This is a genomic window from Pantoea sp. SO10, from assembly GCF_005281435.1.
Lineage (GTDB): Bacteria > Pseudomonadota > Gammaproteobacteria > Enterobacterales > Enterobacteriaceae > Pantoea > Pantoea leporis.
In genome coordinates, this window is sequence record NZ_CP040095.1 from 1,999,456 (window position 1) to 2,016,394 (window position 16,939).

The window sequence follows — 16,939 nt, forward strand, 5'->3', positions numbered from 1 at the left end:
AGGTAACGATGAAAACGTTAAAAAATTGGTCATTAGCCGGTTCCGATGCACACCACGTGGCGTTAAACGTCGACGGCAAACACACGCTGTGTCTGTATGTGCTGGAAACGGGCATGTTCCGCGTGGCGATTAAACGTCATGGCGCATACAGCCTCAATCGCACCTGGAGCATCGCGCCACAAAGTGATGTGCCGTGGGAAGGGCGTCAGCGTGACAGCCTGGCCGGATTCACCTTGCCATCGTTCACGCTGGAAGAAGAGGGCGACACGCTGGTGGTGGCCACCGATAAGCTGCGGGTGATCGTCCATCAACCGCTGGCGCTGGAGTGGCAATATTGCGACAGCCACGGCGCATGGCAGCTGCTGACCTGCGACCGTCCAACCAGCGCTTATCAAATCAACGCGCACGGCGATGGCGTGGCGCACTATCAGTGCCGCATGAACGACGATCGCTATTATGGTCTGGGCGAGAAAACCGGTGATTTGCAGCGTAATGGCCAGCGCTATGAGATGCGTAACCTTGATGCGATGGGCTACAGCGCGGCCTCCACCGATCCGCTGTACAAGCATGTGCCGTTTACCATCACCCGTCGTACCGATGTTAGCTTTGGTCTCTATTACGATAACCTCAGCAGCAGCTGGTTTGATCTGGGTAATGAACTCGATAACTATCACCAACCGTATCGCCGCTGGCAGGCGGAAAGTGGTGATATCGACTATTACCTGTTTGTTGGTGACAAGGTGCTGGATGTCACCAAAGCCTTCGTGCGTCTCACAGGTAAAACGCTGTTCGGCCCGAAATGGAGCCTCGGCTACAGCGGTTCAACCATGCATTACACCGATGCGCCGGATGCACAACATCAGCTGATGAACTTCATCCGCCTGTGCGAAGAGCACGATATTCCGTGCGATTCATTCCAGCTCTCGTCCGGCTACACCTCGATTAACAACAAGCGCTACGTGTTCAACTGGAACTACGACAAAGTGCCGCAGCCGGAGGTGATGAGCCAGGCGTTTCACGACGCCGGCTTGCGCCTCGCCGCCAATATCAAACCGTGTCTGTTGCAGGATCATCCGCGTTATAACGAAGTGGCGGAACAAGGGCTGTTTATTCGTGACTCCGAAGAAGATGCGCCTGAACGTTCGGTGTTCTGGGATGACGAAGGTTCACATCTCGATTTTACCCATCCGCAAGCCGTCGCCTGGTGGCAGGAAAACGTCACCAAACAGCTGCTGGAAAAGGGCATCGATTCCACCTGGAACGATAATAACGAATATGAAGTGTGGGACGGCGAAGCGCGTTGCCACGGTTTCGGCACGCCAATTGCCATCAAACACATTCGCCCGGTGATGCCGCTGCTGATGATGCGCGCCTCGATGGAAGCGCAACAGCGCTTCGCGCCAGAAAAACGTCCTTTCCTGATTTCCCGTTCGGGTTGCGCCGGGATGCAGCGCTATGTGCAAACCTGGAGCGGCGATAACCGCACCAACTGGACCACGTTGCGTTACAACATCCGCATGGGATTGGGTATGAGCCTGTCCGGTTTGTACAACGTGGGACACGACGTCGGTGGCTTCTCCGGCGATAAACCAGATGCAGAACTGTTTGTGCGCTGGGTACAAAACGGCGTGATGCATCCGCGTTTCACCATTCACTCGTGGAATGACGATCACACCGTCAATGAACCCTGGATGTATCCGGCGGCTACGCCTGCGATCCGCGCCGCGATTGAACTGCGTTATCGTCTGCTGCCTTACCTCTATACGTTACTGTGGCAGGCGCATGCTGACGATGAACCGATGCTACGTCCGACTTTCCTCGATCATGAACAGGATGCGCAGACGTTCGCCGAGTGCGATGAGTTTATGCTGGGCCGCGATCTGCTGGTGGCCAGCGTGGTCGAACCCGGCCAGCGCGAGCGTCGTCTGTGGCTGCCCGACAACCAAACTGGCTGGTATGACTTCGCTACCCAGCAATGGTTCAGCGGCGGTCAATGGATCACGCTGGCGGCTCCGCTGGAAACCCAGCCGATGCTGGTGCGTGCCGGAGCGGGCTTACCGCTCAGCGAGCGCCTGCGTCATGTTGACACTAAAACTGACGATCGCCGCACCTTGCAGCTGTTCCCGCTGAAAGGCAAAGGGGTTAGCCACGGTGTGCTGTTTGAGGATGATGGCGAAAGCTGGGCTTATCAGCAGGGCAATGCGCTGTGGCTCAACTGGAAAATGCGCAGCGATGCTGAGGCGATTCACCTTAACTTCCAGCGCAAAGGTAGCTTCCAGCCAGCCTGGCAGACGCTGAAGATTATGCTGCCGCCGAGCGAACAGCGTCAGCTGTTTATTGATGGCGTGGCGGTGGATAAGGCGCAGGCAGAAGCGGTGTTAGCGGATATTGCTGCGGAGTAATCGGTCGCCCTGAATGGCGGCACAACATCGATGTTGTATTCGTAAGGTGCGCATTCATGCGCACCATGAATAAAGCAAAAAAATCAATCGATTAACCCTTTCGCCCGCGCCAACAGAAACGCGGTAACCGTTGTCGCGTCGCTGATCTTTCCTGCCAGAATCAGTTCAAGAAATGCGTCGATTTTAATTTTCTTCGCGGTTAATCCCACCTCTTCCGCATCCAGATTTTGCCCCTGATTCGCCATTCACATTTTCTGAATTAACGTGCCATCGCCTGTTTTAGGGCGTTTAGAAAAACCGTGACGCGCGTTGGCAGATGCCGTGCGGTGGGAAACAGCGCCCAGACGCCGAGCAGCTGCGGTTGAGCATCTCGCAAAGTAATCTCAGTCAGTTCACCTGCCGCCAACTCTTGCTGCACATCCCACGCAGAGAGCTGGGCGATGCCGCTGCCCGCTACGCATAAGGTACGCACGCCTTCCACATTGCTGCCGCTAAAACGGCCCTCAACGCTGACACTGGAAATATGGTCGTCGACTATAAAACTCCATTGCGGCACGCCGGATAAGCGCAGGCAGTTATGCTGATGCAAATCGGCCAGCAGTTTTGGCGTGCCGAAGCGCGCCAGATAGTCTGGAGAAGCACAGAGCACGCGCGGATTGTCCGCCAGCCGCTGCGCGACTAAGCGCGAATCCCGCAGCGGGGCGATGCGAATGGCGACATCGTAGCCCAGCCCAATAATATCGGTGACGTTATCGCTGAGCTGGAAATCGATCTTCAGTTCGGGATTCTCCGCCATCAGCGCGGGCAGCAACGGAATAATGGTGCGGCGGCCAAAACCAGAAGGTGCGGTGATGCGCAGCTGGCCGGTGGCGCCCTGTTTATTCGGCGAGAACAGATTGCGCGCGCTCTGTTCGGTTTCCGTCAGGGTTTTGGCGTAAGGCAGAAACTCTTCACCTTCATCTGTTAACGCAATGGCGCGGGTGGTGCGATGCAGCAGGCGCACGCCGAGATCTTCTTCCAGCGAGGCGAGTCGGCGTGAGACCGTCATCGGCGTGGTGTTCAGTCGCCGCGCGGCCTGAGTCAAGCTGCGCGTCTGGGTGACCATCAGGAACACCTCAACATCTTTTGAGTTCATTGTAACGATTTCCGTTATACAGACGTATCATCATCGGCCATTTTTGTCCCTGTGGCGACCGAATATACTGCGCTCTGTAGATAATCCGCATCCAGAGAGCAATATGAGTGATAAACATCTTTTTCAGAGCGGCACACTGAACCGGCTGGCGCTGAAGAATCGCATTATGGTGGCGCCCATGACGCGCATCTCCGCCAGCGTTGACGGCATACCGGGCGAACGTATGCAGCACTACTATCAGCGCTTCGTGCGCGGCGGCTTTAGCGCCATCATCACCGAAGGCATCTATATCGATGAAGCCTGGTCGCAAACCTATGCGTTTCAGGCGGGGCTGATTAACGCTAAACAGAGCGCCGGCTGGCGCGCGATCACCGATCGGGTGCATCAGCATGGCGGCAAAATCATTGCGCAGTTGATGCATGCCGGGGCGATATCGCAGGGCAACATCTATCGACCGGACACGCTCGCGCCCTCGGCGGTGCAGCCGCGCGGGGAACAACTCGGTTTCTATCACGGTCATGGCGCCTATCCGCTGCCACGCGAAATGAATGAAGAGCAGATCCAGCAGGTGATCGACAGCTTTGCGCACACTGCGGCGCGGGCAATTGGCGAAGCGGGTTTTGATGGCATCGAAATTCATGGCGCTAACGGCTATCTTCTTGACCAGTTCTTTACCGATTACACCAATCAGCGCAACGATCGCTGGGGCGGCGATATCGTGGCACGTTTGTCTCTGACGCTGGCGGTGATCGCCGCGGTGCGCCAGCGCGTAGGCAAGGATGTTACGCTGGGAATTCGCCTCTCACAGGGCAAAGTGAATGATTTTCATCACAAATGGCGGGAAGGCGAAGCGGGCGCGCGCCTGGTATTCGCCGCGATTGCTGAGGCCGGCGTGGATTATCTGCATCTGACTGAATATGACGCGCTGCAACCGGCGTTTGCCGATTCGCCGCTGTCATTGGTGCAAATTGCGCGTCAGGCGGCACCGAAATTGCCGATTATCGCCAATGGTGCGTTAAGTGATGCCAGCACGGCGGCGCAGGCGCTGGAGCAGGGCGCGGATTATGTGTCGATAGGCAAAAGCGCGCTAGCCAATCCCGACTGGCCGATGCGTATTCGTGATGGCGTGGAACTGCGCGAATTTGATAAAAATCTGCTGGCGCCATCGGCGGATGTGAAAAACTGCGAATTGGTTTAACGCTGAAAGGGCGCTGATGGGTAAATGGGTCGCCATGAATGAACTGCACCCCAAATGTTGGACCATAATCTGACATTGAAGGTGCAGGTCTATGGCGACAAAATATCCCGTCGAATTCAAACTCTCGGCCATTCACTATTTTCTTAGCGGCCATGCCGGTATTGATGGAACGGCTAAGCACTTCAGCATTGCCCCTACTAACCTGCGCCGCTGGGTTGCACGCTATCAGCATCACGGTGAGCAGGCTTTGCTTCCCCGCGGGCACCGGCGTTATTCTTCCGACTTCAGAGTTCAGGTGGCGCATTACGTTCTGGCTCATCCCGGTGAGTCATACGCCGCGGTTGCGGCGCGTTTTAATCTCACCTCATACAAAACGGTTGAATCCTGGGCCCGTCAGTACAGCCTTAAAGGCCACTACGCTTTCCCGCCCGAAAACAGCACGCGGAGTATACGAATGTCAGACAAAGCAAAATCACCAAAACCTGCCGGATCAATGACGGAGAAAGAGCTGCTTAAGGAGCTCGAATACCTTCGCGCCGAAAACGACTATCTGAAGGTTATGCAGGAGATTATCCTGGAAAAAAAGCGCCGGGAGCGGGAGAAAAAGCCGCTGCAGTGACGCGGTTGCGCACGCGGCATCGCCTGCCGGTGCTGCTGAGCGTATCGCGGCTGCCGAAAAGCACATTTTTTTATCAGCTTGCCCGCCAGCAGGCGGCGGATAAGTACGCAGAGGTGAAGGCGCTCATCGTCAGGCTGTCGGAGGAGCATCGCAGTCTTTACGGCTACCGGCGCATGGGCTGCCTGCTCAGGCAGCACGGCTGGGGGCTGAGCGGGAAAACCGTGCTGAAGCTGATGTCGGCGCTGGGCCTGCAGTCGCCGGTAAGAAAGAAGAGATACCGGTCCTGTCGGGGGCCCGAAGGGCGAACAGCCGGCAACGTGCTGCAGCGCAACTTCCGGGCACAGGCACCGAACGAGAAGTGGGTAACGGACGTAACGGAGTTCAGCGTTGCGGGTGAAAAATGCTACCTGTCCCCGGTTCTGGACCTGTATAACGGCGAAATCGTGGGCTGGGAAACGGCGCGTAAGCCGCTGATGCCGATGATAAACAATATGCTGAGCAGTGCCTTACGGCATCTGACGGGCGAGCAGCGTCCGCTTCTTCACAGCGATCAGGGCTGGCAGTATCAGATGCCGGAGTATAGGCAGCGCCTGGCGGAAAACGGGATAACACAGAGCATGTCGCGCAGAGGAAACTGCCTGGACAACGCGGTGATGGAAAACTTCTTCGGTCATCTGAAGTCGGAAATGTTTTACCTGAAGAAATACCGTGATGTAGAGGAGCTGGAGAAGGATATCGGAGACTATATCCACTTCTGGAATACTAAGCGGATAAAAATGGGGTTGGGTGGGCTGAGTCCGGTAGCGTACAGGACTCAGCATTACGCAGCGCTTTAACTAAACGGTCCAGGTTATGGGGTTCAGTTCATGAATGGCGACCATGCGATTATTGCGCAAAAGCCCACGTCAGTTTGCCCTTGTCGGAGACCAGCTTCTCCAGCTTCTTCTCATTCACTTTCTTGCGTGCGCCTAACCGATCCGCCGTCAGCGGGCCGCTATCGCTGTGCGCAATCACCGTGTCTTTCGGCACGCTGGTCATCTTCTCAGCGATGGTTTCCAGCGCTTTGGCGTAACCGTTGCGGTTATTGAGGTCAAAGTTCTTCAGCGGCAGCTGTGTTTCCAGCCATTTGCCCCAGTAGAACTCGAGGAACGGCGGCGGATTCTGCTCCTTCTCAAAGCCAATATCGCGCACGAAATAGACCAGCGAGCGATATTCATCATTCTGCATATGCTGGCGGCCCAACTCTTTCGGCAGCGCATCCGGTTTGATTTTGCCTGCTGGCGTATCCAGCCACACCAGATGTGCCGTTTCCATTTTTTGCCAAAAGGCGGACATGGTTTTCAGGCTGCGGAAGTCATCGGTGATGCGCACCTGCACCGGCGTGTTAAGACCGGCGATATCGGCGAAATTGCTGAAAGTATGATGACCATCGGTGAGGTACAACACGTTATCCGGCGCAATCACCGCCGTTTTAATCGGCCCCGGTTCGCTGCCGACCGGCGCTTTACAGCTGAAGCTGCTGGGCTGCGAGAGACGTGATTTACTGTCAAATTTATCAACGCCTTTCTGCCCCATGCTTTCGCAATAATCATCGAACAGCTTTTTCGGTTCGGCTTCATAACGATGCTGTTTGTAATCCAGCTGACGATAGCCAATCGCAGCCTGCGTCGGATGGAGTTGCGCTAACTGGACTTGCACAATATCACCGGCTTTGATGTCGGCGGGCAGCGCGGCGGATGCCTGTCCGGCTGACCATAACAGCGCCAGTATTGACCACGGTGTTCTCATTCCTTTTCCTCGAATCGCCTGAAACAGATACGCACAATAGCATTAGTGTCATTTTGCCGCTGTAGTGTTGTCGCTCGCGGTTGCCCAGTCGCAACCGGTCATCCAGACATCTGACCACACGGAGCTTTGATTATGGCACTTGCTGCTGTGCAACCGACAAAACTGCATCACACTGTTATCGATCCCAGCGTACGCATGCGCGAAACCCAGATTGGCGCGCAATGTGAAGTGCTGGCCGAAACCTATATCGAATACAGCGAACTGGGCGACTTCTCCTATCTGGGAGAGCATTGCTGCGTCGCCGATGCGCAAATCGGACGCTTTACCGCCATTGCCAATCATGTACGGATTGGCGCACCCAATCATCCGATGGATCGCGCCTCGCAGCACCGTTTCACCTACTGTCCGGAATACTACGATGCGCAGGCGGAGCGCGATAATGGTTTCTTTGCCGAGCGTCGCGCCGATCGCGTGATTATTGGCAATGATGTGTGGATTGGGCATGGCGTGATCGTACTGCCGGGCGTGGCGGTGGGTGACGGCGCGGTGCTGGCGGCCGGTGCGGTGGTGACGAAAGAGGTGCCGCCATACACCATTGTCGGTGGCGTGCCAGCCAAAGTGATCCGTGCACGTTTCGCGGCGGATATTGCCGCGCAGCTGCAGGCGATTGCCTGGTGGAACTGGCCGCTGGAGAAGCTGATGGCGAATCTGGCCGATTTCCAGTCCTCCGATCTCCGCGCATTTTGCCAGCGGCACGGCAGCTAACTCCGCTGCAAGCGCCATTTGTCGTCGCAGCGAATCTCAAGTAAACTCAAAATACCCTGTTTTTGAGATTGCTTGAGATGAAACTGCGCCGCCCACCCGCTCAACTTATTGATTCGCTGAGTATTAGTGAGATTAACTCGCTTCTTGCCAGTCATGCCGAGTGGGATGAGCGCTATCTGCATTTCGATGAGTTATATCGTCGTGTCAGTGATAGTCAGACGCGTGAGAAAGTGTGGAGCGCACTGAAATTCAAGCGCCGCAGCAGCGCGCAGCACTTTGTGATCGCCGATCAAACCGTGACCTGTAATTTTACGGCCAAAATCACGGCGGCGATGTCGATGGTTGATCGTATGACCTTTGCGCGCAACGGCGAACCAACGGATGAGGACGCGGCTTCTTACCTGATGTCACAGCTGATCATGGAAGAGGCGATTTCATCCAGCCAGTTGGAAGGCGCGGCGACCACCTCGCGCGTGGCGATGGAGTTGCTGGCGGTGGGGCGTGCACCGCGCAACGAAGATGAAAGCATGATCATGGGCAACTGGCGCTTGATGCAGCACATTGCCACGCTGGGTGACGCGCCGCTGACGCGCGCCGATATTCTGGAAATTCATCACATCGCCTGCGCCGGCATTAATGATGAAAAATATCGGCCTGGCGCCGTGCGCGACAATAACGATGTGTTTGTTGCCGGGCGCGACGGCGAAATCATTCATCAGCCGCCGGATTATCAGCGGCTCAATAGCCTGCTGGACGCGTTATGCGCCGAAGTTGCCTGGCTGGAGCAGCAGGGCACGCATCCTTTGCTGGTGGCCTGCGTGTTGCACTTTGCTATCGGCTACATTCATCCCTTCAATGACGGCAACGGGCGCACCGCGCGCGGGCTGTTCTATCTTCATCTGATTCGTCACGGTTACAGCGCGTTCCGCTACATCTCCATCAGCAAGCTGTTGAAAGCCGCGGCGGTAAAGTACGGCATTTCCTATCTTTACAGCGAAACTGATGAGATGGATCTGACCTATTTCGTGCAGTTTCAGTGCGAAGTGGTGATGCGCGCGGTGACTGCCTTCACCGAGCAAATCGCCACGCTGCATAAAGAGCGGGAACGTTTAGTGACGTGGGTGGAAGAGCATATGACCTTAGCCAAAGGTGAGCTGGATATCATGGCCATCGCGCTGAATGCGCCGGGTTCGTTACTCAGCTCTGCCGGGATTAAATCGCGGCTCGGCATCGCGGATAACACCGCGCGTGCGCGCCTGAAAAACCTCACCGAACAGGGATTGTTGCGTCCACTAAAGGAGGGGAAAGGAACGGTGTATCAGGCACCTGTTTCACTGCGCAAGCTGCAGGAGTGGCTGAAAAAGCGCGAAGGGTAACAGCGTTATCGCAAGCAATCTCAAAATGCCCTATTTTTGCGATTACTTGCGATGTGGATTAGATCGGCGGATGCATTACCATCGCCGATAGCACCGCTTCCTGCGGCAACCCGACATGCAGCAAAATCTGCTGGCGATAATGATCGTCGGCGTCGCGCGCATCGTCGCTGAGTAACACGCCCACTTCATTGACGTTCTTGCCAGCCACCTGCACCTTGTCACGCGCGGCACTGCGCATCCATTCGTACTCGATATCAATGTGGCCGGTATCAATGCAGCGAATGCCATGCTGGCTGAGATCGTAAGCCAGCACCGTGGCGGTGGGGCCGAGCGACATCAGCACCATATCGTAATCGCGCGCGTGTGCCAGCACCGAGCTGTAGAGATCGTTGTAGACCGAGAAGGCGTTGCGATTGAGCGTGGTGATGCGTTTAATCTCCCGCGCGTCATCAAGCAGATCGTTACCGATGCCGAGACGCGTGCCGCTGCCTTCCACAATTAATATCTTTTTATCGCTGAACAGCTGCTTGAACTTATTAAACACGCGAACCGCCTGCTGCTTGTCCTTATAATCGTGATAGGGACGCGTAACGGAGGTGTTGCCGTAGCGGTAATCTTTCTTTAATAAGCTTTCATAATGGCGAAAATAAAATGCTTTATGAAAAAACCAGAATAGGGCCGAACCAAAACGCATATTCGCGGTGCCGCGAAAGGCATCGGGCATACATAATAAACATGGATTCTTCGGCTGACTTCCGCGCCGTAATATCTCTTTAAGGCGAATAGAGAGTCGTTCATCAAAAGATTGAAAGCCGATATTCTTGAACAAAGTCATTTCCAGTTCGCCGTCGCCATAGCGGCTTACGGAGAGCTTGTGGTTGCTAAGCAGCAGGTCAATGGTCTGTTCAGGCGACATCACCCGATATTGCCGGGCTCGCGCATTGGCAACCGGAAACTTAAAAGCAGCGTGTGTGAGTTTAAAAGGAAAACGTAATTTACGATAAAAGAAATCTGCGCTAATCATCATAACCTTCTTTTTATTAGCGGCCTTGCCGCAGAGCAGTTACGTGATTTATATCACGCTTAATCCGGGATAACAGGCTGAGGAAACTCTCAAAAAGTCATTGCGGCGCAATGGCTAATCAATTTAAAAAAGATTAAATGAAGAGGGAATAAATAAAACTGTAATAAAACCGCACTTATTCGCGCTGCTATGATAATTGTTGCCAGGAATAATCGCAGCAGCGCATTAATGATTAATTAAGTTATTTCAATTGATGACGAACGGTTAAAGCGATTTTCCGGCTTTACTAAGCCTAAACGATCGCGCAGCGTGCCCGGTTGATAGTCGCTGCGGAAGACGCCCGCAGCCTGCAGGCGCGGGACAACCTGTTCGAGGAAGCGATCTTCGTTCTCGTCAATGTAGGTGGGCAGAATGACAAAACCGTCGCAGGCCTGATGCTGATACCAGTCAATCATCTGCTGCGCAATGCTATCCGCTGTGCCGGTCGGTGCCGGGAACGACAAGCTCTCGGCGTAGCGTTTCGCCATCTCGCCCAGCGGCAGGTTCTGCTCAATGGCGCTGGCGATCACATATTGAAAACGGCCTTTGCTGCCGGTGATCTTTTCACGCAGGTCAGGCACCGGCCCGTCAATGGGGTACTGCGACAGATCGATATTCATGCTGGCCGAAACAAAGCTGAGGCCCGATTCCACGGTAATCAATGATTTCAGGTACGCCGCACGCTCCTCGGCATCGCGCTGCGTATTGCCGACAATCGGCACCATGCCGGGCAGAATGCGCAGTTGATCGGGCTGACGCTGATACTGCAGCGCACGCTGTTTCAGGGTTTGATAAAACTGCTGCGCGCGTTCCTGATTAGGTTGCACCACAAACAGCACTTCCGCCTGTTGCGCGGCCAGATCGATAAAGGCTTCCGATACGCCAGCCTGGATCACCACCGGATGACCTTGCGGCGGACGCGGCAGATTAAGCGGTCCCTGCACGTTGAAAGATTCACCCTGATGATCAAGCCTATGGAAGCGTGCCGGGTCGGCAAAGTGCGCCTGCGCTTTATCCAGAATCAGCGCGTCCTCTTCAAAGCTGTCCCACAGCGCTTTCATGACATCAATGAATTCGGCCGCGCGGCGATAGCGAGCTTCATGGCTGAAGTGCTCGCTGCGACCAAAGTTGCGCGCTTCGGCGTGGCTCAACGAGGTAACCACGTTCCACGCTGCGCGCCCGCCGCTAATATGGTCGATGTTTGCCAGCTGACGCGCGGTGGTGTAAGGCACCGAATAGGAGGAGGAAACCGTGCCGCCGAGGCCGATGTGGTCAGTCACCGCCGCCAGCGCGGCTAATAATGTTAAGGGTTCAGACCAGCCAACCTGACGATGCTGCACGGTGTGCGCCAGATGCCCGCCGTAAACATCATCAATCGCCAGCTTGTCCGCGACAAAAATCATGTCCAGCTTCGCGTCTTCAGCGCGCTGGGCGATTTTGCGGTACAGCGGCCAGTTACTGCCGCCGGTCGCGGCCGAATCGGGATGGCGCCAGCCGCCCTGATGAATGCCGGAGTCGAGGTAGAGCGCCAGATTCATCATGGTTTGGCGGCTCCGTTGGCGTTAAAGAAGGAGGCATCCACCAGTTTGTCGGCTTTTAAGCCGGGTTTGATCAGGCCGCCACGGGTGAAGGTATCAATCGCCAGCTGCTGGCGTTTCTCCACCAACGCGTAATCTTCTACCGGCGCGTTGTTTTCACGCTGCACTTTACTCAGCGCCACCGCATCTGGCAGACGCAGCAGTTTGGCGATCTCGCTGGCGTAGGCTTGTGGATGCGCCACGCCCCACGCGCGTGCGCGGATCAGGCGCTCGCGGAAGTCCGTGAGCTGCTCACGCTTGCTGGCGATGGCGCTATCGGTCGCCACCAGATAGTTTGAAACTGGCGAATTTTTGCCGTCGATGGCGATGCGATCGCCGGACTGCGCCACGGCAAAGGACACATAAGGTTCCCAGGTTGCCACCGCATCCACCGCGCCATTATCCAGCGCCAGCGTCGCTTCCGACGGCGTGGTGAAGACAAAATTGACGCTGTCGTCGGGCAAACCCGCTTCGTGCAGCGCATTCAGCACCATGTTTTGCCCGGCCGATCCTTTTACCGTCGCCACTTTCTTGCCTTTTAGGTCGGCGATGCTGTGCAGGGCGCTGAGCTTTTTCACCAGGATGGCATTGCCGAGATATTGCGATGCCTGAATGGCGCGGATCTGCGCGCCTGCGGCCACGGCAAACGACAGCGGACCATCGCCGACTAAGCCGGCATCCAGATGCTGGGAGTTGAGCGACTCCAGCAGCGGCGCAGCGTTGGGGAACTCATACCATTTGATTTCATACGGCACATTGTTGAGCTCGCCAGCGGCGGACATCACCGCGCGGGCATTGCCTTTTTGATCGCCGACGATCAGTGGGTCAGTTGCAGCGTGAGAAGTCACCGCGAGGAGCAACAATGAGCTGGCTAATAAAGTGATTTTCATAACGTTTCCCGGGTAAAAAGAAAACAGCGTAAGTTTTCTACTACAGCGGGCGTAGTAATAAATCTGCGCAAGGTTATGTCTCAGGCGCAAATGCCCCCAAATCGCGCATCCTCGCCATTTTTGTTATCAAAAAATGCGAATTTTCCTCACTAATGATTAATTCTCTCAACGAAAATGAAACGTGATTTCAGTCACAGATTGAACGAGGCGGTAGCTGGCAGCCATTAGCCAAACTACATTCATTAGCGGAGCTAACGACACACCTCGCAACGGGTTTTTACTAAACGGTAACGTAAGTTAAAATTCTGTTGATTTTATGTGGGGTTATTTTTGAGGTTTTTCGATGAATATGGTTGAGGGATTAGCATGGTTAACAAATTAACCAGTATCGTGCTCGCGATTCTGGCGATTGCCTTGCTGTACATGGGCGGCAAGCTGTTGATGCTGGGCGGCAGCGCCTTCTATGCGCTGATGGCGGTGGGATTACTTATCACCGCAATTTTACTGTTCCGCAACCAGCGCAGCGCGCTGGCGCTGTATGCGGTGCTGATGTGGATTACGCTCGCCTGGATTATCTGGGAAGTGGGCTTTGATAAATGGCAGTGGATCCCACGCGGTGACCTGTTCGGCGTGATCGGCCTGTGGCTGGCGATGCCGTGGGTGGTGAAACCGCTGTATCGCGGCGAACGCCGTTTCCACGGCTTCCTCGGCGGCACTGTGATTATCATGATCGTGGTGGTGATTGGTCTATGCTTCTACGATCCGGTTCCGCAGCAAGGCACCATCAGCAATGCCCGCGAGCAAAACAGCGAGCAGGGCGCCGCTAACGACTGGACCGCGTACGGTGGTTCGTCTGACGGCCTGCGTTTCTCGGCGCTGAATCAGATCAGCAAAGACAACGTCAAAAACCTCGAAGTTGCATGGACCTATCACACCGGTGATTTGCGCCAGGATGCGGATGCCACCGAATACACCTTCGAAGCTACGCCGCTGAAAGCCAACGGTATGCTGTATTTCTGTACGCCGCATAACGAAGTGCATGCGCTTGATCCGGAAACCGGCGCGGTGAAGTGGAAATTCACGCCAAATAAAGACCGCTCTTACCTGCAGCAGCATCAGACCTGTCGCGGCGTAAGCTACTACGAAGAAACCCCGGTTGCCGCGCAGGATAGCGCCGCGAATCCGGCCATCTGCCGTAAACGTATCTTTAACGCCACCACCGATGCGCAGCTGATTGCGTTGGATGCCGATACCGGTAAACCGTGCGCTGATTTTGGTCAGAACGGTGTGGTTGATCTGCACGCCAACATGGGTGAAGTGCGTCCACATGCGCTGATGCAAACCGCAGCACCGCTGGTGGCGGGCAAGCTGGTGATCGTTGGCGGTTCCGTGATGGATAACGGCTTCAACAGCGGCAACCCGTCAGGCGTGATTCGTGCCTATGACGTGCAAAGCGGTCGTCTGGTGTGGAACTTTGATCCGGCCAACCCGGAAAACACCGCGCCAATTGCTGCCGGTCAAAACTACCCGCAGGACACGCCAGTGGCGTGGGGCACGCTGAGTGCTGACCTGAAAAATGGCGTAGTCTATGTGCCGTTTGGTAACGCTTCACCGGATGAAGTGGGCATTGAACGCGATCCGAACAGCAACACCGAGAAGTTCCGTGATGCGCTGGTGGCGCTGGATCTGCAAACCGGTGCGTTCAAATGGCGCTATCAGAGCTCCAACCACGATCTGTGGGACCGCGATAATCCGTCACAGCCTTCGTTGGTGGACATCGATTATCAAGGCCAGAAGCAGCCTGTGGTGATCCTGCCGACCAAAACCGGCAACCTGTTTGTGCTGAACCGTCTTACCGGCCAGCCGGTGTATCCGGTGAACCAGGTGAAGGTTTCTACTGAAGGTGGCGTAGCGGGTGAGAAATTTGCGTCGACTCAGCCGGTTTCCAGCCTGAACTTCATCCCGCAGCCGTTGACCGAGAAGTCAATGTGGGGCATTACGCCGTTTGACCAGATGTCATGCCGCATGGATTTCCGTAGCCTGCGCTATGATGGCAATCCGTGGACGCCCGCAACGGAAGGCGGTTCACTGATCTTCCCTGGCAACATTGGTGTGTTCAACTGGGGTTCTGTTGCTGTCGATCCGCAGCGTCAAATGCTGATTGCCGCGCCAGTGCGTCTGGCCTACAAGTACAACCTGATCAAACGCACCGAGCAGACCGCCACCGAGCGCCTGTTTACCAAAGATGGCACGCCATACTGGAACGAAAACTTCCACGGTGACTACGCGATCCATATCCAGCAGATGGCGTCAGGCCTCGGCATTCCCTGTGTTGCGCCGCCTTGGGGCCGCATGGTGGGCGTGGATCTGAAGACCGGTAAAACCGAATGGCTGCGCCGCGTGGGCGTCACCAAAAACCTGAAGACCAGCTTCCTGCCGGGCCGCTTCCCCATCGGCTTCCCGATGGGAATGGTGGCGCACGGTGGTCCATTGCTGACCGCAGGGGATTTGGTGTTCCACGGTGCAACTGCGGATAACTTCTTCCGCGCCTACGACAGCACCACCGGCGAACTGCTGTGGCAGACCGAGCTGAGTGCCGGTGCGCAAGCCACGCCGTCTACCTTTATGGGTAAAGACGGTAAGCAGTACGTGGTGATTGCCGCAGGCGGTCACGGTTCGCTTGGCACCCAGGCGGGTGACAGCGTTGTGGCATTCCGTTTGAAGTAATTGCAGTGAAATAGAATAAGGCGCCCGCTGTGGCGCCTTTTTTTATCTGACGCTCGATAATTCCCACGCCTGATAGCAGGCGGTGAGCTGGGCTGGAGAGGCCAGAAACACTTTGGGTAGCGTCCACTGTTCGAACATCCGGCGATTGCGTTGGCGATGGTCAGGCGTAGTTATCAGCAAATAACGGATCATTTCCCAGGTAAGGTGCTCGCGCTGGTTGGGAGGAACCACGCCGCCTATGCGTTGGGCATCAAAAAGTGTGCGGCGGACATAACGCAGCAGGCTGCGAGCGGGATGAACATCAAGTAAGATTATTCCGCTGGCTCTTATGAGACGTTCGGGAAGGCAGCGCACATAATTACCGTCCATCACCCATTGTTCACCCGCAATAGCGTCAAGATGCAGTTGTTGAAACTCCGCTTCACTGCGCGCCAGCCAGTGTGTTCCTGGCAAATGAAAAAGTTGGTCAAGATGAATCAGTGGCAATGCGGTTTTTGCAGCAATAGCCTTTGCTAGCGTGGATTTTCCGCTATTCGACGGACCCATAATGCAGATGCGTGGGCCAAGTTCCGCAAGCGTGAGAGAGGAAGCCATGATCAAATTCCCTGCGCGATGTGATAACCCATTGAAATAAATGATTGATAATCATATAAAATAATTGAATAAATTGAAGCATAAAAGCCAAATAGGAACAATTATGACTATCGCCTGCCTGCATACCGCTGCCAGTAATATCGCTATTTTCGATGATGCCGCGCACTCATTGGGCATGAGCAACGGCGCACTGAGTCATATCGTGATGCCGCATTTGCTGGCGGAAGCGGAGCTGACCGGTGGCATGACCGCTTCGCAGCAGCAAAAACTGGAACAGCTGTTACGCAGCCTGACGCCGTGGTTCGACGCGATTCTGATTACCTGCTCGACGCTGGGTCCGGTTGCCGATGGTTTTTGTGTTGAAGGGCATGATTGCCCGGTGTATCGCACCGATCGCATGCTGGCCGATGAGGTGCGCCGTTTGCCGGGAAAATCTCTGGTGCTGTGTGCGGCGGAATCCACACTGGCGGCGACGCGAGCGCTGTTTTGCCCAGCGACGCTGCCGGTTGAACAGCATCCTGTTGTGCAGCTGATTCCTGGCGCATGGGCGGCGTTCAAAGCGGGTCATCAGGATGCGTATCTGCAAATGATTGCGCAAGCGGTGGCAGACGGGAAACAGCAGGGCGCAGATCATGTGGCGCTGGCCCAGGTTTCCATGGCGGCAGCGTCCAGGCTGTGTAGCGCCGGTAGTCAGCCATTAACCAGCCCGCAGCTGGCGTTAAAGGTGGTACGTGATTTTTCGTAGGGTGCGCATGCATGACCGTGCATCAGGTTAACGTTTACTCTCATGCAAATAATAATCATT

14 protein-coding genes are annotated in these 16,939 nt (G+C 55.5%); 7 read left to right on the top strand and 7 right to left on the bottom strand.

The window, feature by feature from the left end; translation table 11 throughout:
• The first annotated feature begins 8 nt into the window (after positions 1-8).
• Positions 9-2,402 (top strand): TIM-barrel domain-containing protein, encoded by a 2,394-nt coding sequence (locus FCN45_RS09350; protein ID WP_137385748.1) that lies wholly within the window; start codon positions 9-11, stop codon positions 2,400-2,402.
• A gap of 83 nt (positions 2,403-2,485) precedes the next feature.
• Here the strand turns inward: FCN45_RS09350 and FCN45_RS09355 are convergent, their stop codons facing one another.
• Together FCN45_RS09355 and FCN45_RS09360 are read right to left on the bottom strand one after the other, a co-directional pair.
• Positions 2,486-2,647, bottom strand: a complete 162-nt coding sequence (locus FCN45_RS09355) for a hypothetical protein (protein WP_225608150.1) — start codon at positions 2,645-2,647, stop codon at positions 2,486-2,488.
• A 14-nt stretch (positions 2,648-2,661) separates the two neighbouring features.
• Positions 2,662-3,537, bottom strand: a complete 876-nt coding sequence (locus FCN45_RS09360) for a LysR family transcriptional regulator (RefSeq protein WP_137385749.1) — start codon at positions 3,535-3,537, stop codon at positions 2,662-2,664.
• Between the two features lie 103 nt (positions 3,538-3,640).
• Between FCN45_RS09360 and FCN45_RS09365 the strand changes: the two genes are divergently transcribed.
• Together FCN45_RS09365 and FCN45_RS09370 are read left to right on the top strand one after the other, a co-directional pair.
• Positions 3,641-4,735 (top strand): tRNA-dihydrouridine synthase, encoded by a 1,095-nt coding sequence (locus FCN45_RS09365; RefSeq protein WP_137385750.1) that lies wholly within the window; start codon positions 3,641-3,643, stop codon positions 4,733-4,735.
• 91 nt (positions 4,736-4,826) lie between these two features.
• Positions 4,827-6,190, top strand: a protein-coding gene (locus FCN45_RS09370; RefSeq protein ID WP_137385294.1) for an IS3 family transposase whose coding sequence is annotated in 2 segments (ribosomal slippage) — positions 4,827-5,322 and positions 5,322-6,190 — 1,365 coding nt in all. Because the reading frame shifts where the segments join, the coding sequence is not laid out codon by codon here.
• A gap of 49 nt (positions 6,191-6,239) precedes the next feature.
• Here FCN45_RS09370 and FCN45_RS09375 read toward each other — a convergent pair.
• A complete protein-coding gene (locus tag FCN45_RS09375) occupies positions 6,240-7,142 on the bottom strand; it encodes a ParB/Srx family N-terminal domain-containing protein (protein ID WP_137385751.1) in 903 nt (300 codons plus the stop codon).
• Positions 7,143-7,274: 132 nt separating this feature from the next.
• On the opposite strand from FCN45_RS09375, the gene FCN45_RS09380 reads away from it, so the two are divergent.
• On the top strand, positions 7,275-7,907 hold the full coding sequence (locus FCN45_RS09380; protein ID WP_137385752.1) for a DapH/DapD/GlmU-related protein: 633 nt from the start codon (positions 7,275-7,277) through the stop codon (positions 7,905-7,907).
• Between the two features lie 77 nt (positions 7,908-7,984).
• Positions 7,985-9,283, top strand: a complete 1,299-nt coding sequence (locus tag FCN45_RS09385; RefSeq protein ID WP_137385753.1) for a Fic family protein — start codon at positions 7,985-7,987, stop codon at positions 9,281-9,283.
• Between the two features lie 58 nt (positions 9,284-9,341).
• Here FCN45_RS09385 and FCN45_RS09390 read toward each other — a convergent pair whose 3' ends face one another.
• The 3 genes from FCN45_RS09390 to FCN45_RS09400 all read right to left on the bottom strand — a co-directional run bounded on the left by FCN45_RS09390 (position 9,342) and on the right by FCN45_RS09400 (position 12,813).
• Positions 9,342-10,307: a GT-D fold domain-containing glycosyltransferase gene (locus FCN45_RS09390; RefSeq protein WP_137386873.1), complete on the bottom strand. Its 966-nt coding sequence runs from the start codon at positions 10,305-10,307 to the stop codon at positions 9,342-9,344.
• Between the two features lie 236 nt (positions 10,308-10,543).
• On the bottom strand, positions 10,544-11,887 hold the full coding sequence (locus FCN45_RS09395) for an NtaA/DmoA family FMN-dependent monooxygenase (protein ID WP_137385754.1): 1,344 nt from the start codon (positions 11,885-11,887) through the stop codon (positions 10,544-10,546).
• Complete coding sequence (locus FCN45_RS09400) at positions 11,884-12,813, bottom strand: aliphatic sulfonate ABC transporter substrate-binding protein (RefSeq protein ID WP_137385755.1); 930 nt, start codon at positions 12,811-12,813, stop codon at positions 11,884-11,886. The genes FCN45_RS09395 and FCN45_RS09400 overlap by 4 nt, the downstream gene beginning before the upstream one ends.
• Positions 12,814-13,179: 366 nt before the next feature.
• Between FCN45_RS09400 and FCN45_RS09405 the strand changes: the two genes are divergently transcribed.
• Positions 13,180-15,540 carry a membrane-bound PQQ-dependent dehydrogenase, glucose/quinate/shikimate family gene (locus FCN45_RS09405; RefSeq protein ID WP_137385756.1) on the top strand — a complete coding sequence of 787 codons (2,361 nt, stop codon included), beginning with the start codon at positions 13,180-13,182 and terminating at the stop codon, positions 15,538-15,540.
• 42 nt (positions 15,541-15,582) lie between these two features.
• Here FCN45_RS09405 and FCN45_RS09410 read toward each other — a convergent pair whose 3' ends face one another.
• On the bottom strand, positions 15,583-16,134 hold the full coding sequence (locus tag FCN45_RS09410; RefSeq protein WP_137385757.1) for an AAA family ATPase: 552 nt from the start codon (positions 16,132-16,134) through the stop codon (positions 15,583-15,585).
• A 103-nt stretch (positions 16,135-16,237) separates the two neighbouring features.
• Here FCN45_RS09410 and FCN45_RS09415 point away from each other — a divergent pair, with 103 nt between their 5' ends.
• On the top strand, positions 16,238-16,879 hold the full coding sequence (locus tag FCN45_RS09415) for a glutamate racemase (protein ID WP_137385758.1): 642 nt from the start codon (positions 16,238-16,240) through the stop codon (positions 16,877-16,879).
• Positions 16,880-16,939 lie beyond the last annotated feature (60 nt).

Coding starts and splice junctions, on each gene's coding strand:
- FCN45_RS09360 (WP_137385749.1), bottom strand. CDS start 3,537: ATGAACTCAAAAGATGTTGAGGTGTTCCTGATGGTCACCCAGACGCGC.
- FCN45_RS09365 (WP_137385750.1), top strand. CDS start 3,641: ATGAGTGATAAACATCTTTTTCAGAGCGGCACACTGAACCGGCTGGCG.
- FCN45_RS09415 (WP_137385758.1), top strand. CDS start 16,238: ATGACTATCGCCTGCCTGCATACCGCTGCCAGTAATATCGCTATTTTC.
- FCN45_RS09350 (WP_137385748.1), top strand. CDS start 9: ATGAAAACGTTAAAAAATTGGTCATTAGCCGGTTCCGATGCACACCAC.
- FCN45_RS09375 (WP_137385751.1), bottom strand. CDS start 7,142: ATGAGAACACCGTGGTCAATACTGGCGCTGTTATGGTCAGCCGGACAG.
- FCN45_RS09395 (WP_137385754.1), bottom strand. CDS start 11,887: ATGATGAATCTGGCGCTCTACCTCGACTCCGGCATTCATCAGGGCGGC.
- FCN45_RS09355 (WP_225608150.1), bottom strand. CDS start 2,647: ATGGCGAATCAGGGGCAAAATCTGGATGCGGAAGAGGTGGGATTAACC.
- FCN45_RS09405 (WP_137385756.1), top strand. CDS start 13,180: ATGGTTAACAAATTAACCAGTATCGTGCTCGCGATTCTGGCGATTGCC.
- FCN45_RS09390 (WP_137386873.1), bottom strand. CDS start 10,307: ATGATTAGCGCAGATTTCTTTTATCGTAAATTACGTTTTCCTTTTAAA.
- FCN45_RS09380 (WP_137385752.1), top strand. CDS start 7,275: ATGGCACTTGCTGCTGTGCAACCGACAAAACTGCATCACACTGTTATC.
- FCN45_RS09410 (WP_137385757.1), bottom strand. CDS start 16,134: ATGGCTTCCTCTCTCACGCTTGCGGAACTTGGCCCACGCATCTGCATT.
- FCN45_RS09400 (WP_137385755.1), bottom strand. CDS start 12,813: ATGAAAATCACTTTATTAGCCAGCTCATTGTTGCTCCTCGCGGTGACT.
- FCN45_RS09385 (WP_137385753.1), top strand. CDS start 7,985: ATGAAACTGCGCCGCCCACCCGCTCAACTTATTGATTCGCTGAGTATT.